The following is a 21,865-nucleotide window of genomic DNA, read 5'->3' as shown; positions in this document are numbered from 1 at the left end:
CGCGGTATCTCTAGATCCCGCTAACAAGCAGCGGGATGACGGTTGTCAGGATCCCAGCAGCCTCCCTCCCCTGTCATCCAAGTAGCCCCCTATGGTGTCATCCCAGTGCCCAGACACTGGGATCCAGGAAAATTGATTGTGCACTATAGCAACATTTTTGATCAAAAACTGGATTCCAGTGTCAAGCACTGGAATGACACCCTTCCGATGGGAACTGCTCTCAAACTACAACAGCATGAGTAGCTACAGAAGCTTTAATGATACAAGAAAAAATAAACAGCTATCATTTTTTTAGTAATTAAGTAAAATAGAGTGAAAGATTGCGAGGAAGTTTTGAAAAATAAGATAAAAAAGATAGTAATTTCAGGAAAGGAAGTGTGGCCAATCATCGAAGGTGGTAAAGGCATTGCAGTTAGTGATGGGAGATCAAGCGGAGCATTTGCTGCAGCAGATGCTGTGGGTACGTTTTCTGGTGCAAATGCTAAGCTTATTGATGATAACGGCGAGTTGGTGCCGCTGATTTACAAAGGCAGAACAAGAAATGAAAAACACAGCGAATTGATTGAATATAGTATTAAAGCTGGAATTAGTCAGGCAAGAATAGCAAATGAAATATCAAAAGGTCATGGAAGAGTACATATGAATGCACTTTGGGAGATGGGAGCAGCAGAACGCGTGCTTCATGGCATATTAGAAGGAGCGAAAGGTTTGATTCATGGTATTACCTGCGGTGCTGGTATGCCTTATAGGCTTGGAGAAATTGCAGCTAAATATCAGGTTTATTATTACCCTATTATCTCATCGGTGCGTGCTTTTAAAGCATTATGGAATCGTACTTACCAAAGAATATCTTCCTATTTGCTTGGTGGAGTAGTGTATGAAGATCCATGGCTTGCTGGAGGGCACAATGGACTCAGTAACAGTGAAGACCCAGAGCTACCACAGGCTCCATTTGAAAGAGTTGCAGAGCTTAGATCTTTCATGAACGAGGTCGGTCTCTCAGAAACACCAATTGTTATGGCAGGAGGAGTGTGGCATTTGAAAGATTGGGAACATTGGTTTGACAATCTGCAAATTGGACCAATAGCTTTTCAGTTTGGCACTCGTCCACTTTTGACGAAAGAAAGCCCAATTTCTGCAGAGTGGAAAAAGAAGCTACTCACTTTAGAAGAAGGTGATGTATTTTTAAATAAATTCAGTCCAACAGGGTTTTATTCATCTGCGGTGAGGAATAATTTTATACGTGAGTTACAGGAACGAAAATTACATCAAGTAAATTTTTCAGAAAATGCCAGCGAAGAATCCAATAGTGAATTTGCAATGGGTAGCAGAGGTAGGAAGATCTACCTTACTGCAAAAGACAAAGAACTGGCAAATACATGGACTAAAGCAGGGTACACAGAAGCAATGAAAACCCCAGATTCAACTGTTATTTTTGTGACGCCAGATAAATTTAAACAAATAAGAGAAGATCAAATCAATTGTATGGGATGTTTGAGCCATTGTTTGTTTAGCAATTGGAAAGATCATGGTGACCATTCAACAGGACGAAAGCCAGATCCGCGTAGTTTTTGCATACAAAAAACACTGCAAAACGTTATACACGATGGTGATATTGAGAACGAACTCATGTTTTCCGGGCACAATGTGTACAAATTTAAGCAAGATCCATTTTATGAGAATGGCTACGTACCGGCAGTAAAAGAACTGGTGGAAAGGATATTGACTGGGTATTGAGTCAGTGACCTTACCCAGAAAAAGTGGAGAGAAAGTGTGGAATGTTTTTTACAAAAAGAATGATGCATCAAATTGTTCTGGAGTGCAATAGTTAATAGTGACGTTGTTTGTTATAAAAAATTTCTATGTATTCAAATATTGCAGTTCTAGTGTGTTGAGCAGAGTGTTGTGAAGTATCAATAAGTATTTCTCTTTTCAATGAGCTAAAGAAGCTTTCTGCAACAGAATTGTCGTAACAACAGCCTTTATTACTCATCTATATTCTTTACAGCTAAGAGATATTGATACCCTTGCGCAGTATATTGTGAACCTTGGTCACTGTGCAGCAGTAGATTTTTAACAGGTTTACGCCTATTAATGGCCATTAATAAAGAGTTCATAACCAATTGTTTATTTATTGCACTACTCATTAACTACCATACGTGAGAATTATTGCTGCCAAATATAGCCATCCCTACCCCTACAACAACATTGCAAGCATTGATTTTTCTCCATATGAAAAGAGTCTGGAAGCTCTTTTACTCTAAACACAATGTTTACATCCTCAAAATTAATCTCAATTCGCTTAACTAACGTTCTAATAATATCACGTTTAGTTAGCCAGTCTGCATTATTAAGACTTGAGTTAATACTAGAGGAAAACCCCTCTAAATTTGTTACTACTAGAGTTAACTCTTGTGTGAGTTTTTTCTGATCAAATATCTTTTTCTTTTGTTCTTCAACCATTTTTAAGTTTTGTTTCATTGCTTTAATTCTTGGCTCAAATTCTTCTTGATCAATATATTCTTGAGCATAACTATCAATTAACCTTGCAATACCTCGTTTTAACTTATCTTCTTGTATTTCAAGCAAAGCACTTTTTTGATCTAGTGGTGATTTTTTAAGTTCTGAAAGTCTACGTTTATACTCCTCTAATATTCTATTTGGATTTTTTAATAGATGTTTTACCTCTTCCCACACAGCCATGTCTAATGTATCTGTACGAATTAATTTGTTGTTACACATTTTATTACCGCCAAAACGGTATGAATCCGTGCCAACACAACGATAATATACCTGATTATTAGTTTTTTCCCCCTCCTTATTCCTTGCAGTGCTAGTACCATAATATGCATAATTGCAAAGCTTACATACTACTAAACCTTGCAATAAATGTCTTGCTCCTCTTTGTCTTGTTCTTGCTATTTTTCTATTCTCAGCTAATTGTTCTTGAACGATTTCAAATAAATCTTCGCTTACTATACTAGGTACTTTAATATAAATCCAATCCTCTTTTGGAACAGGATAAGTAGAATAATTATCTTTTGGATGCTCGCAGGAGTTTTTTTTCGGTCTTATATGTTTTAGTTTGACACCAAACCTTGTTTTACCAAAAGCTGCTTGTCCTTTATAAGCAGAGTTTTTTAACATACTCAAAACTACAGCCCTATCCCAATACTCTTTTCCAGTTCTCGTCATAATGGACATAGCACTTAGCCTACGACATACTTCTCCTATACTGGCTCTTTCTCTTCCTACCCAAGAAAATACTTTACGAACAACTTCAGCTTCTTCTTCATAAATCTCAAATAAGGCCTGTCCTGTTTCTGTATTTTTGTTTATATAACGATAGCCATAAGGAGCAGCACTCATTACACTTATACAACCCTTATTTGCTGCATAAATCTTTCCTCGACGACTTCGTTCCATGATTTTTGCACGTTCGTATTCTGCTATCATACCTTGCATTTGTAATAGTAATTGAGATTCTGGATTATCGCTAATTTGATGATTTAAAAAAATGACTTCCACTCCTAATTTCTTAAACTCTTCAAGTAATATCATCTGATATGCATACTTACGAGATAAACGATCAGGAGAATGAATATAAACCTTATCAATGTTACCTTCTGCTATTTTATCACGTAATTTTTCCAAACCAGGACGGATTATGTTAGAACCACTATAACCATTATCAATAAATTTATATTCATTTAATAATTTATGTCCATCCATACTAATTTGATTCTCTATAGTAGCAATTTGGCTTGCTATTGTATCTTCTTGTGCTTGCTTCCCTGAAGAAACTCTTGCATATAAACTAACTGTTACCATTTTACCGTCCTCAAATCTACTTTCTTATATTCAGAGTTTTCTTCCTTTTTGCTCGCTTTTATTGGTTTACTTAACACTAATTTTTCATATGCATCTAATAGATACAACTCTGCTAATCGATTTACTTCATAACTACAACTAATACGAACTATTAATTTCTTGTTGCCCATGAGCTCTACCATATATTATCCATCGAGACATATGGTTATTTGATCATTAGCTCTATAAATAAATTCAACTCTCCGTTCTTTTTGTAGAAGCTTTCGGGAAATAGTCTTCTCAAGTTTCAGGTTTATTGCAATATTGTTGGCGGAGTCCCTCCTTGGTTTTGATGTAAGTAATCCCATACTTTATTTGGTTGATCAACAATAAAGTTTTGATCTAGTATATTGGGAGCTACAGCTCTATTATCTGTTTGTTGTTTTTTAATTTTAAACTTTCTTCTCAGTATAGCCCTGATGTCATTTTTCTGCATAATACTTTGCACCGTTTTCAAATTGCAACTTTTACCCAAAGCCTTCAATTCAGCATGAATTTTAGGAGCTCCATATCTACATTTAGAAACTTGATATATTTTTTGAATAGCTGCGAGTAGCTCTTTATTTGCTGATTCTCTACTGCTTATTTTTCTTGTGGTCCACTTATAGTAGCCACTAGCAGAAAATCCTACATAATTCCTGTACTTTATAGCAGTTACTATATAAAAAAATATTTTACTCTTTTTGACTGGCCAGGGCTTTTTTTTAAATGTCTCTTTCCCTTGTTACTCTTGCTTTGTAAATCAAACCTCTCTTTGTCGTAAGGAGCCATGTTACCTCTACCTGGAAATGCATCTGCTGCCGACTTTTTTTCGTTGTGTTTCTTTATCCATTTTCCTAATAAACCACCCTTTATTCCTAAATCTCTTGCTATTTTTGTAATTGTTTGACCTGCCTTTCTTTGTTCATTTGCCAGTTTAACAGCTTCCAATTTGAATTCTGCTGTATATTCTCTTACCATTTCTAATCCTCCAAAATTTTATTTTACCCGAAAAAACTCCTTTCTTTCTCTCCACTTTTTCTGGGTAAGGTCACTACTGCTATTCCACGTCAAGAACAACCATAAGTTCATTAGGGTTCACATAACCTAAAGCATTTTTTGCTTGCTCATCAAGCAGATCTAAATCTAAGCTTTTTTCATATAAGCCAAATACTTTGTTGTCCAACTTTTCCTTTTCAGAAGAGACATCCTTTAGCAAAAGTTTATTGTACTCGATTTCTTTTTTTAAATCGATTAACGTCAATAAGCCACGTTTACCTGTAATTGTGCTAATGCTGAAATATAATGTAAGGGAAGAAATGAGTAAGGCTGCGCTTAAACACAGTAACTTTTGCTTCTTTTTAGATATAAGCACCGTACTTTCACATATAAAAAATATATAACATGAAAAGGTGAACAAAAAGCTAAGAACCTTGACGCGCTTTACACCTTGGCTTTACCTTATTTATAATGTAAATCTTACCACCCCTTTTCACAACTTTACAATTTTTATCTCTGTTACGATGAGATTTTAGCGACCCTTTGACTTTCATATCTATAGTAAGAATTAAATTACTTTACATTATAATCACTTATCAAGAGTTAGTCAATTGATAACATTTTATTAAAATATTGTATAATTGTTGCTGATACTTCTTCGATCGACTTTTGCGTGACATCGATAATTGGCCAGTTATTCTGTTTAAAGAGCTCCTCTGCTTCTTTAATTTCCTTTTCTACTTTCTCAGGGTTAGCATATATATTATTATCTTCGTTGTTAATTGAAGTAAGTCTATTTTTGCGTATTTCTATTAGCCTACTTACGTCTATTGTTACCCCTATCGTTAGTTTATTTTTTAATTTTGCCAAGTCAACATAAAAGGGTACTCCACTAACAAAAGGAATATTTGCAACTTTATAGCCTCGGTAAGCTAAATACGTACTGGTGGGAGATTTTGATGTACGTGAAACTCCAACCAAAATTATATCTGCTTTATCAATATCTTGAATATTTTGTCCATCATCATGATTAATAGTGTAGTTTATTGCCTCAATGCGCTGAAAATATTCGTTATTTATCTCAGTATGCAAGTCAAGCTTTTCGTCTTTTTCAATTTCAAGATAAGACGAAATTTCTCTAATAATATGTGATAATATTGCTCTATAGGGAATTTTCAACTTTATACAGTTATCTTTTAGATATTTTCTTAGCTCATCATCAGTAATAGTGCATATAACAAAATTATGCTCATCACTTTTCCTATTAATTTCCTCCAGAATTTTGTCAATCTGCTCTTCTCCTTTTACAAAAGACCAAACATATTCGATCGTTTCTACAGAACGAAAGTGTTTCAGAGCTGATTTTGCAACTGATATAACAGTTTCACCACTTGAATCTGATACTAAGTGTAGATTAAGCTTTTTAAGGGTCATATACTAAAAATAATAGCTAGCAATCTGCTACTGAAATTATGCTAATTTGTTGACCTACGTAAATATAGAAAAACTATCCTGTTGATAAAACTCAAACTAATTGGTAAATTCTTAACACAATTATTCTCAAAATGAATGTTTTTATTAAAGCCTACAAATTTCTCTTATTTTTCTAAGAAAGCTCTACCTTGGCTTGGGGTGATTTGTTTCGCATGTTTTTTAATTGGAATGTCTTTGGCGTTATTCTTCTCTCCAGAAGATTATAAACAAGGAGAAATTGTACGAATCATGTACATTCATGTGCCTTCTGCATGGCTTGCTCTTGGAATATATGGATTAATTGCATCACTTGGTTTCATTTCATTGGTATGGAACAATAGCATTGCTAGTGTCTTGGCACATGCTGCTGCTCCTGCAGGGACAGTCTTTTCGGCAATATGCTTAATCACAGGCAGCATCTGGGGAAAAGGAACCTGGGGCACTTGGTGGGTATGGGATGCAAGGCTTACTTCAATGCTGATTTTATTTTTCCTATATGTTGGCTACCTTTCATTGTGGAGCGCTTTTGATAATGAAGCGAGGGCAGAAAAATCAGCAGCAGTATTTGCCATCTTTAGTGCTATAAATATTCCTATAGTAAAATTTTCCGTGAATTTATGGTCCACTCTCCATCAGCCAGCAAGCATTTTGAGAAAAGGTGGAATAGCAATAGAAAGTTCCCTGCTGTTGCCACTGGTTGCAATGTTTATGTTTTGTGCCACATTTTTTTTAGTAGTGTGGATACTGTATTCACTTTACTTAATTAATTTATATAAGATAAAGAGAGAAATCAGTATGCGGTATTAGGCCGAGAGATGAAAATAGAACACACCACATCACCAAGTAGCAAAGACATTGAATTCCTACTCAAAAAGATTAATGAAGAAACCGTTGATAAAGGTACGTGTAACCCATTTGCTTTTTTTATTCGCGATGATACTGAACAAATTATTGTAGGTTGTAGCGGTTTTGTTATCTATGGTTCAATTTACACTGACTTGCTTTGGGTGCACTCTGATTATAGAAGAAAAGGTATGGGAAAGCAGCTAATGGAAGAAGTTCATGATTATGGTCGTGAGATGCACTGTAAAATAGCAACCGTTGCAACCATGAATTTTCAAAAAGCGAAAGTATTTTATGAAAAGCTTGGGTATAAGTGTGATCTTGTACGTCCAGGGTATGTTAACATGTATATTTTTGAAGAAAGTGTTGTGAGATGCACTGTAAAATAGCAACCGTTGTAACCATGAACTCTAAAATATTTAAAGAGCCTACTAATATCTTTAAGGTAAATGTTCATGTGATTCCGCAGAATAATTCTGTTTTTTGATTCTATCTGTCCATTTATCATTTTCTATATCTTGTTTGTTGGTTGCTTTTTTTTCTTGCTCAACAATTGCCTTATCTATCTCCTTATGAATTGCATCAATTGCATTAATCGCACCTCCTTTTTTGTATACTTCGCTTTTCCCTTCAATAATTATAGCTCTTTTTACAATAATCCGAACAGACCGTAATATGCTACTGGCCTGCTATAGCCATAAACACATATCTTATCGCATTCGGACTATTATAAGAAAGGCTATAACTTAATAAAAGTATTTACAACAGACTGCACTTGATTATGATTAACCTGACCTTTTGTCAAAGAAGGTAAAGAGCCTAATTCCATCAATACTTCTGGTGCTGTTTTATCTTGAGTGGAAAGTCCTAAATTATCTGCTACTTTACTTATTAATAACTCTCTGTGTTCTTTATTATCTTCCAATTTAGCATAATCACTCAATAGATCTATAACGGTAGATACTCTGACTTCAACAACATCATCAACATCTTCATCTTCTAGAGCAACTCCTGACCCCAATAACCTCTCTCTGAGATTTTCGCTTAAAAGATTGATAAATTCTTCATTTGCATCTGATCCTGTGGTTGATATTGTACCATCTAAATAGTTACTTTGAGCACCGAAGCCATGCTCTATTTGTATTTTTGTCTCAGGTTTAAATCCTAATTTTGCACAGAATTTCTGAAAATATTCTTTAATAATGTCAAACAAGCTCTTGCCATTATCTTTATAATTTTTTAACTCTTTAGGAATAGTAAGTGACAATTTACCATCTCTGTATGTTACAAAGTCTTCACCATTGTGAGATTCAATTGTAAATTCCAATGAACTAGACAGATTACATATCTTATCGCCATGCATAACTTGATTTTTAACAGAGAGTATTGGTAGCCTCATATCAGATCTAATTCTCACATTATTTTGGTTAGCACAATCAATATTTATTACTTTTTTAGGATTTTCTACTATGAACGACTGTCCAAGTGCAAGTTGGGTTTGTATAAATGGAGCAGCCTCATACCCTGCTTGATTACAATTGGTAACTAGCTCTTCTAAAATAGCATCACTTGGAACTTCTGCCCCAGCGTATCTGAACATTTTTTTGAAAACTTCTTTCGCAAAGGAACGGTAATCCTTGTTTTCATCTTTCTCTGTTGGTAATAGATGGATATACCTTTGGCCAGCATTGTAAAATTCTTCAAATTCTTTCTTATATGAATCGGTTTTTTGATGATTGGCAGTTTTGGAATTTTCACAGTGATTTTTCCATAGCTCACCCAATGCATTACTTACAAGCTCTTTCTCAATATCTTCGAGTACTGAAGCAACAAAAGCTTTGCCATGATCCGTATCTATTTCTCTTGTTCCTTTTTTGTTAAATATTTCGTCATTATATATATCATCACTATTAAAAAGTTCGCTTTTGCGGTGCTTAGCTCCTTCCTTAAATGCAATAATAAGATTTTTATCTATTTCTTTTCCGTTAATAATAAAATTCATCCTTTGAAAATCTAAGAACATTGTTTCACCGGAATTCGCTAATTTATTATCTTGATCTGCTCTTAATTTACTAAAATTGAACTCTTTAGCTGTGGCCTTTAATCTAACTACTGGACTCTTATTATTTTTTCCTTTTGTCTCTTTCATAAATAACACCTTACTGTAAATATGCTGTAAGTTATATCATATAATGATGAATAATTTGGTAATATATTAAGAAAATCGACAGTATATTTCTTTATTTAAGGGGTGTAGGAAAGGCGTAGATTTCTCTTTCCATTTGTAGCGTACTGCATTAATATTTATGTATTAATCTAGAAAATAATGATGAATAACATTGTAATTGTTGGTCTGCAATGGGGTGACGAAGGCAAGGGTAAAATAGTAGATTATCTTTCTGAGAATGCAGATGTAGTTGTGAGATTTCAGGGAGGAAATAATGCAGGGCACACTATAGTAGTAGATGATGAGGTTTATAAATTAAATTTACTGCCCTCTGCTGTTTTGAGGCCAGGCAAAATATCTATCATAGGAAATGGCGTTGCTCTTGATCCACACGCTCTAATCTCAGAAATAGAGTCATTGAAAGTTAAAGGAGTAGACGTAAACTATAACAACTTGATGGTATCCGAGAGCTGTCCATTAATACTTAGCATACATAAGGACAAGGAAAAGCTATTTGAAGATTTAAATGGAAATCACAAAATTGGTACAACAAACAAAGGGATAGGGCCATGTTATGAAGATAAAGTTGGAAGGAGAGCTATACGCCTTTGTGACTTAGAAAACGCAGATGAGCTCAATAAAAGAGTGGATACTCTTTTGAATTACCACAATGCTATCAGGAAAGGCCTTAACTACCAGGTGGTTAAAAAAGAAGAAATATTAAAGGAAATTCAAGAGATTTCAGAAAAAATTCTTTCATATAAAAAACCTGTGTGGAAGATATTAAATGACTTGATGAAAGAAGGTAAGAAAATAATATTTGAAGGTGCCCAAGGCGCATTTTTAGATATCGACCACGGAACTTACCCTTTTGTTACTTCAAGTAATACTGTAGCATCGCAAGCAATAACAGGCTCAGGGTTATCCTCCAATGCTTACATTATTGGTGTGGTAAAAGCTTATACAACAAGAGTGGGCAATGGCCCATTTCCTACTGAGCAGAAAAATGAAGTAGGAGATAGCTTGTTTACTATAGGTAAGGAACTTGGAACAGTGAGCAATAGAAGAAGGCGTTGCGGATGGTTCGATGCAGTTTTAGTGCGCCAGGCCGTACAACTCTCTGGAGTTTCAAGCATTGTATTAACCAAATTAGATGTGCTTAATTCTTTTGATACAATTAAAATATGCACTGGTTACAAGTATAGCGGAAAAATGTATGATTATTTACCCGCATCGCATTCAATACAAGGGGAATTAGAGCCAATATATGAAGAGTTTCCTGGCTGGAAAGAAAACACTCAAGGTAAAAGGTCGATTGAAACATTGCCTATCAATTTAATAAAATATATAGAAGGGTTAGAAAAATTAATAGGTGTACCAATTCATCTAATCTCAACTAGTCCAAAGAGAGAGGATGTTATTAAGCTTAAAGATTTCTGAAAACGTCTTTGTATCTTAGAGCCTGTACGTAATCTCAAAAAAGAGATAAAGTGAGAGGATAAAGTATATAAAGTAGGATATGCGAAGTTTATAACCAAGTGACATAAGTCGAGAAAAGTTTGAGATTATTGTAGCAGATCTGGAATCTTGCAGAAAGAAGACAAAACCAAGAACACTTGATTTACATGATATATTTTGTGGAGTGTTATACGTGTTAAAAAGTGGTTGCCAGTGGAGAATGGTATCAAAAGAGTTCCCAAAATGGCGCAATTGTTACGACTATTTTAAGAAGTGGAGTGAAAAACCAGATGTAAATAAAGAAAGTGTTCTGGAGCTGGTATTAAAAAAAAATAATTGCGACAAAACAATGGTCGGAAAAGCTTCTGCATAATTGATGCACAGAGTATAAAAAATGCAGATACTGCTGAAGCTATGATGCAGGCAAGAAGATTTCAGGGCCGTATTGCAGTAGATACGCAAGCATGCAATTTATACAACAACAGCAGAGATAACTGACCGTAGCAGTGCTGTGAGAATGGTCGAAAATGCAAAAGAAAACCTCTCGGGAGTTAAAAATGTACTGGTTGATGCAGGCTATACTGGAGAGAATTTTGTAACTCAAATAAAAACGATTATTGGTGCAACCGTTGAAGTGATCAAAAGAAATGAATTACGTTCCTTTGTTGTATTGCCCAAAAGATGGGTTGTGGAGCGATCTTTTGCTTGGTTAGAAAAATGTAGAAGATTGTGGAAAAATTGTGAGCGAAAACTCAATACTAGCCTACAAATGGTAGTTCTGGCTTTCACTGCCTTACTTCTGAAAAAATTATGAACAGGCTCTTACTAACTCTTATCTAATAAAAAAAATACTTGTGTAACTTCGAATAGTCTATTATGCAAGACAGCAGTATAAACATGTAGTAAGAAATGTATAATGAAAAATAAAAGCTCAAGTTTAACACTTGCAGTTATTTTTACACAATTAAGTAATCATAAAAGTTAGTGTAGGGCGAGGTTATACAGTTTGATTTCTTTTAATATATGTTAATTGGTATAATATAAATATAGTTAAGGAGGTGTATTATGATTGGAAGTTTGGCTAAAGAAGAAAAAACAGCAGAGGCAGGAAAAACAGGTGATCGACTTGAAAAGTGTATTGGACCAACTTCACTGAATAGGGAGGTTTATTACTCTACGCTTATCTACTATACATTAAAAGAGTTATATTCACAATTAGGTGATATCTCTTATGCTAATAAAACAAGATCAGAAAAAGAAATAATCAATTTTTATGTTCTACCTCAATTTGCACGCTTTAAAGAAATTATTGATGAAGATATAAAAAAAGATCCTTCGTTTGCAAATTCTGCTATTGTAAAGTTTTGCTCCTCAATTATAAAAAATAACAAATTACTTAAAGAATTAGAAGAAGTTAGTATTCCTGCCAAAAACTCTAGTGTAAAGGCAAGGGTAAGCTTTCAACTGAAAAATCTGAAAGAAAAGGTGTGGTTCTTAGGAAAACTAAAGGAAAAAAAGAATTTCACTTACGTGCAGAGGGCTTTTGGGGATAAGTGGAGTTTTTATGACCTAATAAATGATGGAGATTTTAAAAAAACGTACATAGATAAAGCAGTAACAGAGTCTGCTAATAAGAGCTTTAAGGAAGATATAGATAAATGCATAAAGTTGGCAGAGCAGGGAAAAGAAGCTGCAAGTAAATATCTTGGAGAGAAAGGCGTAGAGTTTCGAGCTTATTACACAGAAACTGATAACACTCATAGAGTTTTGAATATCAATCTTATTAATTACAATAGAAGTGAGCAAACCAGGATTAGTGACATTTTACAGCAAGAGAAAGATATTAAAGAGCTGAATATCTATTGCAATAAAAAACATGAAATACACGCTCATCGGAAAGGTAAGGAAAGATATTATGAATTTAAAGAGGGCGCATATTATGAAATGAAAAGCACTTGGCCTGTAAAGGATGGATCCGAAATGTGTACCATGATTATGAATGTGAGTAGCGATGGCATAACTGAAGTACTAAAATTTAATGATGAAGATTTTGTGCTATCGGATGAGATCTTAGAATTAATAAAGCAAAACGATGAATTATATATTCAAGGTCTCTCCTTATATGATGCTGTACTAGAAAAAGGTAAGGCTGCTGATGTTGTACCTACTGCTAATAATAATTTTCAAAATGAGTCTATAGCGGCCTATCGCGAGGAACCAGAGGGGGAATTAGACCCTAAAGTTGATGCTGACAATAGCCTTCCTCCTTCTATTAATAGCAATGCATCAACTCAAACGGAAGTCAATTTACAACACACTGAAACTCAAACAGAAGTTGCTTCACAACAAATCGAAACTAAAACGGAAGTCAATTTACAGCACACTGGAACTCAGACAGAATTTGCTTCACAACAAATGGATGAATTGATTTTAAATAATCAGATGCTGTCCGAAAAAAACGTTGAATTGAAGCAAGAAATGTCAAATTTGAAAAAAGAAGCTGTTGAATTGAAGCAAGAAATAGAAGCAGGGTTGCAAGTGATAAATAAAAAGCACCATGAATTAATACAAGAAAATCAGCGACTACAGGAGAAACTAGAAACAACCCAAGCAGAAGCTAATCAAACAATTGTAAAGTTAGAGAAGCAGAATAGCAATTTACAAGACAGGTTTGAAAAAGAGGAGCAAAAAAACACGGAATTGCAAACTGAACTGGCACAAAAAAATGAAGAATTAGCAGGTGTGTTAAAAGAGCTACAAGGGAAAGCACAAGAACTTAAAGGTGTATATGAAGAAAAAAGAAAGCTAAAGGAAGAGCTGAAAATTGTTAATGCAGGAAAGAAGAATTTGGAAAAAGAGCTAAATCAAGCACGAGAAGATGCGGAACAGATAATGGTTGAACGACGCCAGCAGAAAGAGCGCTTGAAAGATCAGCTAAGAGAATTAGATCAGGAATATAAGGTACAAGTAGAAATTGAGCAAAAGATTAAAGAATCAGATAGGCAAGATAGCGATTTACAAGATACACTTGGAGAAGAGAGACTAAAACTCAACATTGAAGAACTAGAAAACGAGTACGAGGAATTTCCAGGAGATAAGGTGCTTACACTTGAACTCACTAAAGATGAAGATAAAGTCGAAGAGTTAAGAAACGAGCTAGAGCGTGAGAAAGAAAAGTGTAAACAATTATTAGAAGAAGAAAATGAATGGGGTGATGAATTGGTAGGAATGCTTGATGGACTGGAAGAAAAAATTCGTGCTGATGAACAAAGGAGCTCCAACAATCAATTAACGGGAGAAATTTCTAATGAGTCTGGTAATGCTCCACGACAGAAGAAAAGGTTATCCAAATCTTCAAGCGTTGATAATGAGTCTTATGTTCCACTGAGAGAGAAGACAACATTACTCAGATCTTTAAGCGTTGATAGTGGACTTGATAGCGATGAAGAAAATTGTGATAATGATTTATCTTTCAACATAAGTCCTATAAGTTCTATTGAGAAGGTGGCAGAGAGTAGAAACGTAGGTAGGGTATCATTGTGAAGATGGTTGGGGTTAAGTTGCAACTTAAGTGGGGCGCAAAAGGTCTTTTGTGTTGATAATAATTTAAAATCTATAGTAGACTAAAAAAGATTATTAAATTATAATATAACATATGATAAAAGACGAGAAATCGAAAACAATTTTTGAAGTGGAAGGGGCAGTAACTGCTTTACTACCTGCAGCAGAATTTAGAGTGAAACTGGACAATGAACATGAGATTATCTGTCATGTATCAGGGAAAGTGAGAAGAAGTAAAATACGCATCATTATAGGGGATAGGGTGTTAGTTGAGATGAGCATTTACGATAGGAATGCGAGAAAGGGTAGGATCATTAGAAGGCTTAAAGGTACAAGTGACAGAACGATCTCTAAATAATCTTATTCTTGCTTCATCATCGAAAAGGCGTATAGCTTTACTAAAACAAATAAACATTGAGCCAGGTTTAATTTTGCCAGCAGATATAGATGAAGCCCCTTTAAAAAAGGAACTTCCGAAGGATTACTCAATCCGTATGGCAAAAAGTAAAGCTGAGAAAATACAAAGTTTAAATCCAAATTATTTTGTGCTTGGTGTTGATACAGTTGTTGCTTGTGGTAGAAGGATATTGCTCAAAGCTGAAAACGTTGAGCAAGCAGAAAAATGTATCCGCTTGTTATCAGGAAGAAGGTATAGAGTATACACCAGTGTATGTCTATTAACTCCCGATCAATCTAAACAACATATCAGGACTGTGGTTACAATAGTGAAATTTAAACGTCTCAGTGAACAAGAAATTAAGTATTATTTAGCATCAGAAGAGTGGAAAAATAGGGCGGGGGGATGCAATATACAAGGCCTAGCTGGAGTGTTCGTATTGTTCTTACGCGGCTCCTACTCTTCCGTTATAGGGTTACCATTACATGAAACCTATTGTTTGCTAAGCAATTATTTTAACTTCAATTTATATTGAAATACCTTTATTAGTATCTTTTTTTTGTTGTGACTCAGCAACCTGTTTAGCCCAATCTAGTGGTCTTTTATTTCTGTTAGCTAATGCAATTCTATTGCGATCATAACCATCAGTGTGTTCTGTTAAAGTATCTCCTCTTTCTTCTTCTATTACTCCAGCTTTCAGTTGTGCTTCATCTTTCTCTAGTAATTTATATAGTTCGCTATTTTTATCTACAGTTGGATTAGTGTCATTATTTTCTCGTTCTGCCACTGTTTTTTCTAACCACTTACGTATAGGGTCATATTGTTTACCTTCTCCTATCTTTTCTAAAATGTTTTCTGAGAATGAATCTTTAGGAATATTTTCTTTAGTAGCCTGTTGTGCCGGTTCTCTTAACCCTTTATCCGGGTTTCCCAATGCTCCTTTTAACTCACTCGTATCTCCGATTTCTTTTGGTTCAATGTTTTCTAAGCTCTTCTTTAACTGTTCAGGATTTACTTGAGATTGTTCATTATTGTCATGAGTTGGAGATGAATAGCCCGAATCGTTTGCTTTTATGTCTGTTGAGCTGTCTTTTAGCAACCCAACTTCTCTCAAGCGTTTTTTAGTTTCTTCGCTAATCTGACTCTGATCAGCTGGTTTTAACCCGAGATTTTCTTGACCTAATGTATTTTTAAGTTCTTCAAATAGAGTTAGATTACTTTGTCTAATATGTTCTTCTAATTTCCTTCCTACCTGTTTTAAATCTGTTTGAGATTTACTATCACTATTAGTTGGAGATATATAGCCTGAATCACTTATACTATTTGGTGTTGAAGCAGAGACACTAATAGTTGGACCTTCCACTATTTTTACATCTGCTAAATCGTCTTTTTGCAATCCATCTTCTTTATCTTGTGACAGTTTATCAGTAGGATCAACTTGCCTTAATCCTCTATTATCCTGCTGTGATCTATCTCTGATTTCTTTAAGAAGATTTTCAGGTGGAGTTTGATCACTTTGTTCAATGTTCTCTAAGCTCTTCTTTAACTGTTCAGGATTTACTTGAGATTGTTCATTATTGTCATGAGTTGGAGATGAATAGCCCGAGTCACTTTTATTATTGAGTGCTGTAGCAGAGAGCGGCTGTTCACTTTCTTTCCACTTAGCATCACTAGCATCTTGGTTATCACTGTTATCTGGAGAAGATGAATAAGGAATTATGTCCTTTAATGTCTCTAACGGTGATGGGTTATTTTTTCTACTTCCTGCAATTGATGCTTTTCTATCATCAACATCAATGTGCCGTAAGTTGTTTTTCTTGAAATTTCTGATGTCTTGTAACAGATCGCCTTTGCTATTTCCTTCTTGTTGCTGGGTTTTAGGTTGTTGCTGATCATTAGGTGTTTGCTCACTTCTATCTGGTTTTTGGCTTCCAGGTACAGCATGTCCAAATGTAGGATTGTCATACCGTTCATCTTCTTGCCTATTATCTTGATTGTGGCTTACAGACTTGGTGAAAGTAGAACTATCTGAAGAATCAGAAGTTGCACCTTTTTGCTGATTATTAGGTGTTTGCTCATTTTCGCGCAAGTCATCTGGTTTTTGGCTTCCAGATTTGGCTCCCCCTTGCTCATCGAAAACACCTTTTTTAGGTGGTAGTGAACTAGTTCTAGGTGGAAGTGGCGGAGGAGTTTTTTTGTTCTGAGGATTCTCCTCAAAAAGCGATTGTAGGTTATAAACTTGACCTCCCGAATTTGCTTCTCGTGCTGCTTGTCTAAGCTCACGCTTTTCTTTAGCCTCCTGAGAATTAATTTTATCGTCAAAATCTTTTCCAATTCCGCTATCGTAAGACTGCCTTCTGCTGTTAGATTGTAGTCCAAAATGTGAATGGTGGTCTTCTTTTTTTTGAGTTATATCAGTAGCTTGAACGCTAACACCTCTATTAACATCAATTCTTGTTGTAGTTTCAGATGATAGCTCGTTACTGTCTTTATTATGTTGCATCTCATTCGCTTTTCCTTGTCCTTTCTCCCTGAATTGTATTTCATGCAAGAATAAACCACCTATTTTTACATCTCTGTTTACTTCTAACCGTTCTAGAGAAAAATCATCACCTTTAACAAGGTCTACACCGTTAGCATCAATCTTAATTTTGATCTTACATTCCTTCCCCTCCGCATACCACTTTAAAGTCATTTCATATGAACCATCAGTTACGACATAATGTCTTATTTTTTTCCCTTCTTCCTCGGCAACAAAACCATGCATTCCGCTCTTTCCATCACTATGCAATGTTGAAAATCCCGAGATTTCATTCTTCTCACAAAAATCACTATTTAAAAATTCGCTGATTTTAAACTCTTTTTTGTTATTTCCCAGCGTAATACTTGCGTGATTACCGTATATTGAAACTCCTGCAACATCATCAACATACTCTTTCAACCTTTCTTTAACTTCACTTTCAAGGTCTTGTCCAGCTTTCTTTGTCTTGTCGCATTTCTGAAGAATAACTCCATATGCTTTATCTTTGTTTTCTTCTTCGTCCCAATTCCAGTTGGCGTGTTTTGTTAAAAACTTTACTGTGTTAAAATCAACTCTAGCATTATAAATTGGGTCGTCTTCCTTTTTTATTTTACCAAATAAAGGAAAAATTTCTTGAATGCGCTCATTATAAATGTGTTCTTGTTGTGTATCGTTAGTGTTCATATACCCCTCACTAATAACCCTCTGCCTTTAGTTCTAGCTAATACTAGCTAATATAATTATCACGAGCATTGGTTGAATTTTTATTAAGGAAGGTTGTGTTAGATGGCAACTTTTAGTTGGCGCCTAATTTCAAGTATCTGTCACTCATAGTAAACACTTCTGGATCTTGAGAGGTTAGCTTGAGTATAGCGAGTATGTTGATAAACAACAAAGCGGCGATCGAAATATCAGCAACATCCCATAGCAATTGAACTTTACCTATCGCACCAAGCGGAATAATCAAGGTAAAAATTACAACCCAGATTTTAGTGTATTTATTATCCATAGACACATAGCGTATTGTCTGTTTTGAGCAAAAAAACCAAGTAAAAATAGTAGTAAAAGCAAAACAAAACATTATGGCCATAATTAAATAGTCAATATAAGGCCAATTCATTGCCTTTCTAAAAGCAAATATGCACATGTTAGTGCTCTCTAAATCAGTAATCCAAGAATCTGTGACAAGCAGTACCATTGTTGTAATAAACACTATAAACGCAACTATAAAAGGCGATATTATCGTAATTAGACTCTGCTCAATAATAAATTTATTGTTATTTTTCTTAGGAACAATTGAAGAATGTACGATTCCTTCAAGGCCAAGCCCTATATCTGTTGCAAAAATACCTCGCAAAGTTCCAACTTGAATAATAGTCAACATTTCTAAAATCAAACCTAAAGATAAACCAGAGTTAAAGCTACTGGTTGTAAAAAAACTGCTTGTTATTAGTTTTAGAGAAGGAAGAATATTTTCACTAAATTTAAATAATATGATACCGCAAAGTGTGAGGTAACTTACCGTCATTATCGGTATCATAGCCGATATAAAAATTTTAATTTTTTTTAAGCTGAGAGCTGCAACAACAAAAAATATTATGGCCATTACAATGCCACCAATGACTACAGGCACATCTATCATGTTAAGTGGTATTGATAGAGAATTTACCTGAACAAGGTTACCAACTGTTATTGAAACCATTATCATAACAACTAGAAACACAATTGTAGCTTTTCTAGAGTTAAATGCATCAGCCATGTAGGCTACAGGGCCACCTATAAACCGTCCGTTCTTTTCCTTTCTGGTTTTTATACTTAGATAACAAGTGACATATTTTATCACAGAAGTGATAACAATAATTATCGCCATCCACAAAATAGAGCCCGGTCCTCCGGTTTTTAGAGCAACAGCAGTTCCTGAAATATTTCCTACTCCCAAATTTCCCCCTAAAATTGTAAACAGAGCGGCTATAGAAGAAAATTTATTTTCTCCTTTTTTAGCTCCAAGGAGTGAAAGGGCGTATGGTAATCTAAATACCTGTAGCCATTTTAGTTTAATCGATAGGTAAACACCAGCAACTAGCATGAGTAATATTGTTGGCAGTAATAAAACAAACTTTACTGTATCCATCTGTAAAAGTGAGATTTTTATTTGAGTATACAACAAAAATTGAAAATACCTAACCTATTTTCTATGTATGACTTCGTTTCCGTCATTCTAGAAACCTTTTCTTGTCATCCAAGTAGCGTGACACATAACTGTACGAACATTGTAATATGGTACAATGTTAAGACGATGTCATTCCAGTGCTTGACACTGGAATCCAGCTTTTAATGCAACCCCTCACCAAAAATATTGTGTTTTAACATAAGGTTAGCTACTTTTATACTCACCAACTTAGTGTCCAATCTGGATCCCAGTGTCTGGGCACTGGGATGACATCTTTTTTCTTGGTACAAATTACTCTTATATCTCAATGTTCGTACAGTTAGTGCGTGACACTGGGATCTAAATTTTTTATGCGAAACCATTATGTTTATATACTTGTAGGCCCAAGTTCCTCACATAGTGAACAAAAAAGTAAATGAGATTCCAGTGTCACGCGCTGGAATGACACCTACCCCATGAGAACTCTATTTTTCATACCACTCATTTATAAGTTTATTGATATCAGAATCTATAAAATCCTTTAATGGTTGCCTGATTTTTATCTCAACATTTTTAGGGATGCACCTATCTTTACATATCGCATAATTTATATGGAAGTTAAGGTCAATATACCCTTGATTTAAAAATATATTCATCTTAAAGGGAAATAATACCATATCCTCATATACGTTACTTACAAACGTCTCTCTCCCTACTTTATCTTTATGTTCCTTTGGAATAGGCCAGTGAATATTTATATCTGATGCATTACCTTTGTAACTAATAGACGTGGGAAGGCCAAAATCTCCAGGATCTTTATAATATATGTGCCAGCCTGGTTCTACTGTAACCTTTATTGCACCTTTAAGAGTGAAGCTTGCTTCATTTATCTCGCCAATAAGTAAATCAAATTTTGCAATTTCCTCGTCAGCATATAGTTGAGTGCAAGAAAAAAATAAAAACAATATTAAATATATATGTATTTTCATTAAGGTAAATTTCTCCTTTTATAGAGAAAGTAATTTAGATTTTAATTATTATATTTAATAGTATTATATAGATTATTTATTAATATAGCATTATGCTATAGCTAAACTGACTTACGACAATCTGAAAAACGACAAATTCGTCATTCCGCTACTTGTTAGCGGAATCTATGCCGAGATACCGCGAATGAATCCACAACTGTACGAACATTGTGATTTTGGCCCATAAGGAGGGTGTCATCCCAGTGCTTGACACTGGGATGGCTTTGTTGCATCACACTTTATGAGATGGTGATTTATGGTAAATTCATGTAACTATCTCAAATTTAGCCATACCAATATCAGTGAATTTATTAAGCAAATAGCATTTGATTAGCAGTTCTTTTTCTCGATTTATCTCAGATTTATTCCTAAAACTAAATCCGAATATTTGCTTTAATCTTGAGAAAAACCCTTCAATATAAGATCTTTTCCCATAATTTACTTCTTTTTTCCATTCTTTCATGCCATCTTCACCGTATAATTTTATTAACCTAATAGCAGTATTCCTGTTAGACATATAATCTATTTCTGGATGTTCTGCCGCATTGTTTATTGGTGGAATTTTTGTCTTTATATCATATTCGTTACACAACTTATAAAACTTGTGCCTATCACATGCTCTATCTGCATATAGTGCTTTTATGGCATGCTGAAAATCAACTTCTTTTAGCAAATCACAAGCTCCATAGTGATCAGAGTAGACACCGTTACTGTATTTTACAGCTATGGCTTTTTTGTTGTTTATATTCAACATTACGTGCAATTTTCTCGTTTGCTCATAGCCACGATATTTTCTGTCAGTGCTATTTTCCTTACTGTGTGTTGTTGTATATACTAATTCCTGTACTGTCTATAGCAATTTCGATATCTTCCATATTATTTTCTGCAATCATTTATCTTAATATTAAGTTTCTTAAACCTTCTTGATGCTTGTGAATAGCTGATAACTGCCAAATCTCTTCCTATTTGTTGCAAATACCCTTTTATAAACCCGACTGTTTGTCTTAAACCAATTCTAAAGAAACTGACGATTATATGCACCAAAATCACAACTTTATCACTATAAATATAGTTGCCGCCCTGCATTTTTGGACAATTCTCGTACCAATTTTCTATGGCGTCATTGATATAACAAAAAATGCTTCCTCTTTCTTGGAGAAATTTGTTATATTCATGGCAGTTACTGACTCTCATTTTTTGTGGCATATTTTTTCTTCAACAGTTAAATGGCTATTTATAATGAATTTTGTCAGTAACTGCCAGTTCTTTTCACTTGAGCGATGCAATAAAGCCCACTGGGATCCAGAAAATTTGATTGTGTACTATACAACATTTTCGATTAAAAGCTGGATTCCAGTGTCAAGCACTGGGATCTGGTAGACAATGTTCATACAGCAGCTACTCGGATGACACCTTGTGC

At 34.7% G+C, this 21,865-nt stretch carries 22 protein-coding genes and 2 pseudogenes; 9 read left to right on the top strand and 15 right to left on the bottom strand.

Annotated features, from left to right (window positions below; genetic code table 11):
* Positions 1 to 333: 333 nt before the first annotated feature.
* Positions 334 to 1,737, top strand: coding sequence for an NAD(P)H-dependent flavin oxidoreductase (locus AAGD79_RS02870; protein WP_341811574.1), 1,404 nt, complete (start codon positions 334 to 336; stop codon positions 1,735 to 1,737).
* Between the two features lie 91 nt (positions 1,738 to 1,828).
* Here AAGD79_RS02870 and AAGD79_RS02865 read toward each other — a convergent pair whose 3' ends face one another.
* The 9 genes from AAGD79_RS02865 to AAGD79_RS02830 all read right to left on the bottom strand — a co-directional run bounded on the left by AAGD79_RS02865 (position 1,829) and on the right by AAGD79_RS02830 (position 6,282).
* Positions 1,829 to 1,993, bottom strand: a complete 165-nt coding sequence (locus AAGD79_RS02865) for an IS3 family transposase (protein ID WP_084741697.1) — start codon at positions 1,991 to 1,993, stop codon at positions 1,829 to 1,831.
* Entirely contained in the window at positions 1,986 to 2,102 is a 117-nt protein-coding gene (locus tag AAGD79_RS06980; protein ID WP_406722028.1) for a hypothetical protein, read from the bottom strand. Before AAGD79_RS06980 ends, AAGD79_RS02865 begins: the two co-directional genes overlap by 8 nt.
* Positions 2,103 to 2,166: 64 nt before the next feature.
* Positions 2,167 to 3,831, bottom strand: coding sequence for a recombinase family protein (locus AAGD79_RS02860; protein ID WP_341811362.1), 1,665 nt, complete (start codon positions 3,829 to 3,831; stop codon positions 2,167 to 2,169).
* Entirely contained in the window at positions 3,825 to 4,001 is a 177-nt protein-coding gene (locus AAGD79_RS02855) for a hypothetical protein (RefSeq protein ID WP_182319925.1), read from the bottom strand. The genes AAGD79_RS02860 and AAGD79_RS02855 overlap by 7 nt, the downstream gene beginning before the upstream one ends.
* Positions 4,002 to 4,123: 122 nt before the next feature.
* The gene (locus AAGD79_RS02850; RefSeq protein ID WP_341811635.1) at positions 4,124 to 4,456 is read right to left on the bottom strand and encodes an IS3 family transposase; all 333 of its coding nucleotides are present in this window, start codon (positions 4,454 to 4,456) and stop codon (positions 4,124 to 4,126) included.
* A 71-nt stretch (positions 4,457 to 4,527) separates the two neighbouring features.
* Complete coding sequence (locus AAGD79_RS02845; protein ID WP_081600753.1) at positions 4,528 to 4,830, bottom strand: transposase; 303 nt, start codon at positions 4,828 to 4,830, stop codon at positions 4,528 to 4,530.
* A gap of 79 nt (positions 4,831 to 4,909) precedes the next feature.
* Positions 4,910 to 5,224 (bottom strand): FtsB family cell division protein, encoded by a 315-nt coding sequence (locus AAGD79_RS02840; RefSeq protein WP_010962526.1) that lies wholly within the window; start codon positions 5,222 to 5,224, stop codon positions 4,910 to 4,912.
* Positions 5,225 to 5,273: 49 nt separating this feature from the next.
* Positions 5,274 to 5,402, bottom strand: coding sequence for a type B 50S ribosomal protein L36 (gene ykgO, locus AAGD79_RS02835; RefSeq protein ID WP_006279631.1), 129 nt, complete (start codon positions 5,400 to 5,402; stop codon positions 5,274 to 5,276).
* A 49-nt stretch (positions 5,403 to 5,451) separates the two neighbouring features.
* Complete coding sequence (locus AAGD79_RS02830) at positions 5,452 to 6,282, bottom strand: pyruvate, water dikinase regulatory protein (RefSeq protein WP_006280267.1); 831 nt, start codon at positions 6,280 to 6,282, stop codon at positions 5,452 to 5,454.
* 135 nt (positions 6,283 to 6,417) lie between these two features.
* On the opposite strand from AAGD79_RS02830, the gene ccmC reads away from it, so the two are divergent.
* Complete coding sequence (ccmC, locus tag AAGD79_RS02825) at positions 6,418 to 7,128, top strand: heme ABC transporter permease CcmC (RefSeq protein ID WP_010962525.1); 711 nt, start codon at positions 6,418 to 6,420, stop codon at positions 7,126 to 7,128.
* An 8-nt stretch (positions 7,129 to 7,136) separates the two neighbouring features.
* Positions 7,137 to 7,553: a GNAT family N-acetyltransferase gene (locus AAGD79_RS02820; protein WP_083250453.1), complete on the top strand. Its 417-nt coding sequence runs from the start codon at positions 7,137 to 7,139 to the stop codon at positions 7,551 to 7,553.
* Positions 7,554 to 7,604: 51 nt separating this feature from the next.
* On the opposite strand, the pseudogene AAGD79_RS02810 reads toward AAGD79_RS02820, so the two are convergent.
* Positions 7,605 to 9,313: pseudogene (locus AAGD79_RS02810) on the bottom strand (hypothetical protein).
* Between the two features lie 180 nt (positions 9,314 to 9,493).
* Here AAGD79_RS02810 and AAGD79_RS02805 point away from each other — a divergent pair.
* From AAGD79_RS02805 to AAGD79_RS02785, 5 genes and pseudogenes are all read left to right on the top strand, one after another.
* Complete coding sequence (locus AAGD79_RS02805; RefSeq protein ID WP_070357042.1) at positions 9,494 to 10,771, top strand: adenylosuccinate synthase; 1,278 nt, start codon at positions 9,494 to 9,496, stop codon at positions 10,769 to 10,771.
* 103 nt (positions 10,772 to 10,874) lie between these two features.
* Positions 10,875 to 11,603: pseudogene (locus tag AAGD79_RS02800) on the top strand (IS5 family transposase).
* 251 nt (positions 11,604 to 11,854) lie between these two features.
* On the top strand, positions 11,855 to 14,332 hold the full coding sequence (locus AAGD79_RS02795) for a hypothetical protein (protein WP_341811572.1): 2,478 nt from the start codon (positions 11,855 to 11,857) through the stop codon (positions 14,330 to 14,332).
* 112 nt (positions 14,333 to 14,444) lie between these two features.
* Positions 14,445 to 14,708: a translation initiation factor IF-1 gene (gene infA, locus AAGD79_RS02790; RefSeq protein WP_007550159.1), complete on the top strand. Its 264-nt coding sequence runs from the start codon at positions 14,445 to 14,447 to the stop codon at positions 14,706 to 14,708.
* Positions 14,686 to 15,282, top strand: coding sequence for a Maf family nucleotide pyrophosphatase (locus AAGD79_RS02785; RefSeq protein WP_341811571.1), 597 nt, complete (start codon positions 14,686 to 14,688; stop codon positions 15,280 to 15,282). The genes infA and AAGD79_RS02785 overlap by 23 nt, the downstream gene beginning before the upstream one ends.
* Here AAGD79_RS02785 and AAGD79_RS02780 read toward each other — a convergent pair.
* From AAGD79_RS02780 to AAGD79_RS02760, 5 genes are all read right to left on the bottom strand, one after another.
* Positions 15,274 to 17,952, bottom strand: coding sequence for a hypothetical protein (locus AAGD79_RS02780; RefSeq protein ID WP_341811570.1), 2,679 nt, complete (start codon positions 17,950 to 17,952; stop codon positions 15,274 to 15,276). The two genes, AAGD79_RS02785 and AAGD79_RS02780, sit on opposite strands and share 9 nt — an antisense overlap.
* A 112-nt stretch (positions 17,953 to 18,064) precedes the next feature.
* Positions 18,065 to 19,399, bottom strand: a complete 1,335-nt coding sequence (locus AAGD79_RS02775; RefSeq protein WP_341811569.1) for an alanine:cation symporter family protein — start codon at positions 19,397 to 19,399, stop codon at positions 18,065 to 18,067.
* A 503-nt stretch (positions 19,400 to 19,902) separates the two neighbouring features.
* Entirely contained in the window at positions 19,903 to 20,406 is a 504-nt protein-coding gene (locus AAGD79_RS02770) for a protein-disulfide reductase DsbD domain-containing protein (RefSeq protein ID WP_044471194.1), read from the bottom strand.
* Positions 20,407 to 20,710: 304 nt separating this feature from the next.
* Entirely contained in the window at positions 20,711 to 21,199 is a 489-nt protein-coding gene (locus AAGD79_RS02765; protein WP_341811108.1) for a transposase, read from the bottom strand.
* Between the two features lie 122 nt (positions 21,200 to 21,321).
* Positions 21,322 to 21,651: a transposase gene (locus AAGD79_RS02760; protein ID WP_141456678.1), complete on the bottom strand. Its 330-nt coding sequence runs from the start codon at positions 21,649 to 21,651 to the stop codon at positions 21,322 to 21,324.
* Positions 21,652 to 21,684: 33 nt separating this feature from the next.
* Here AAGD79_RS02760 and AAGD79_RS02755 point away from each other — a divergent pair, with 33 nt between their 5' ends.
* Positions 21,685 to 21,825, top strand: coding sequence for a hypothetical protein (locus AAGD79_RS02755; RefSeq protein ID WP_153296794.1), 141 nt, complete (start codon positions 21,685 to 21,687; stop codon positions 21,823 to 21,825).
* The last annotated feature ends 40 nt before the right edge of the window (positions 21,826 to 21,865 follow it).

The sequence above is a fragment of the Wolbachia endosymbiont (group A) of Oxytorus armatus genome, from assembly GCF_964027005.1.
Taxonomy (GTDB): domain Bacteria; phylum Pseudomonadota; class Alphaproteobacteria; order Rickettsiales; family Anaplasmataceae; genus Wolbachia; species Wolbachia pipientis.
Note: the sequence above shows the minus strand (reverse complement) of the source record. Positions and strands in the feature narration are given on the sequence as shown.

Excerpts from the sequence above, each read along its gene's own strand:
- AAGD79_RS02780 (WP_341811570.1), bottom strand. The coding sequence starts at position 17,952 with ATGAACACTAACGATACACAACAAGAACACATTTATAATGAGCGCATT.
- AAGD79_RS02860 (WP_341811362.1), bottom strand. The coding sequence starts at position 3,831 with ATGGTAACAGTTAGTTTATATGCAAGAGTTTCTTCAGGGAAGCAAGCA.
- AAGD79_RS02845 (WP_081600753.1), bottom strand. The coding sequence starts at position 4,830 with ATGGTAAGAGAATATACAGCAGAATTCAAATTGGAAGCTGTTAAACTG.
- ykgO (WP_006279631.1), bottom strand. The coding sequence starts at position 5,402 with ATGAAAGTCAAAGGGTCGCTAAAATCTCATCGTAACAGAGATAAAAAT.
- AAGD79_RS02760 (WP_141456678.1), bottom strand. The coding sequence starts at position 21,651 with ATGCCACAAAAAATGAGAGTCAGTAACTGCCATGAATATAACAAATTT.
- AAGD79_RS02795 (WP_341811572.1), top strand. The coding sequence starts at position 11,855 with ATGATTGGAAGTTTGGCTAAAGAAGAAAAAACAGCAGAGGCAGGAAAA.
- AAGD79_RS02805 (WP_070357042.1), top strand. The coding sequence starts at position 9,494 with ATGAATAACATTGTAATTGTTGGTCTGCAATGGGGTGACGAAGGCAAG.
- ccmC (WP_010962525.1), top strand. The coding sequence starts at position 6,418 with ATGTTTTTATTAAAGCCTACAAATTTCTCTTATTTTTCTAAGAAAGCT.
- AAGD79_RS02865 (WP_084741697.1), bottom strand. The coding sequence starts at position 1,993 with ATGAGTAATAAAGGCTGTTGTTACGACAATTCTGTTGCAGAAAGCTTC.
- AAGD79_RS06980 (WP_406722028.1), bottom strand. The coding sequence starts at position 2,102 with ATGGCCATTAATAGGCGTAAACCTGTTAAAAATCTACTGCTGCACAGT.
- AAGD79_RS02770 (WP_044471194.1), bottom strand. The coding sequence starts at position 20,406 with ATGAAAATACATATATATTTAATATTGTTTTTATTTTTTTCTTGCACT.
- AAGD79_RS02855 (WP_182319925.1), bottom strand. The coding sequence starts at position 4,001 with ATGGGCAACAAGAAATTAATAGTTCGTATTAGTTGTAGTTATGAAGTA.
- infA (WP_007550159.1), top strand. The coding sequence starts at position 14,445 with ATGATAAAAGACGAGAAATCGAAAACAATTTTTGAAGTGGAAGGGGCA.
- AAGD79_RS02820 (WP_083250453.1), top strand. The coding sequence starts at position 7,137 with ATGAAAATAGAACACACCACATCACCAAGTAGCAAAGACATTGAATTC.
- AAGD79_RS02830 (WP_006280267.1), bottom strand. The coding sequence starts at position 6,282 with ATGACCCTTAAAAAGCTTAATCTACACTTAGTATCAGATTCAAGTGGT.
- AAGD79_RS02775 (WP_341811569.1), bottom strand. The coding sequence starts at position 19,399 with ATGGATACAGTAAAGTTTGTTTTATTACTGCCAACAATATTACTCATG.
- AAGD79_RS02755 (WP_153296794.1), top strand. The coding sequence starts at position 21,685 with ATGAATTTTGTCAGTAACTGCCAGTTCTTTTCACTTGAGCGATGCAAT.
- AAGD79_RS02765 (WP_341811108.1), bottom strand. The coding sequence starts at position 21,199 with ATGTTGAATATAAACAACAAAAAAGCCATAGCTGTAAAATACAGTAAC.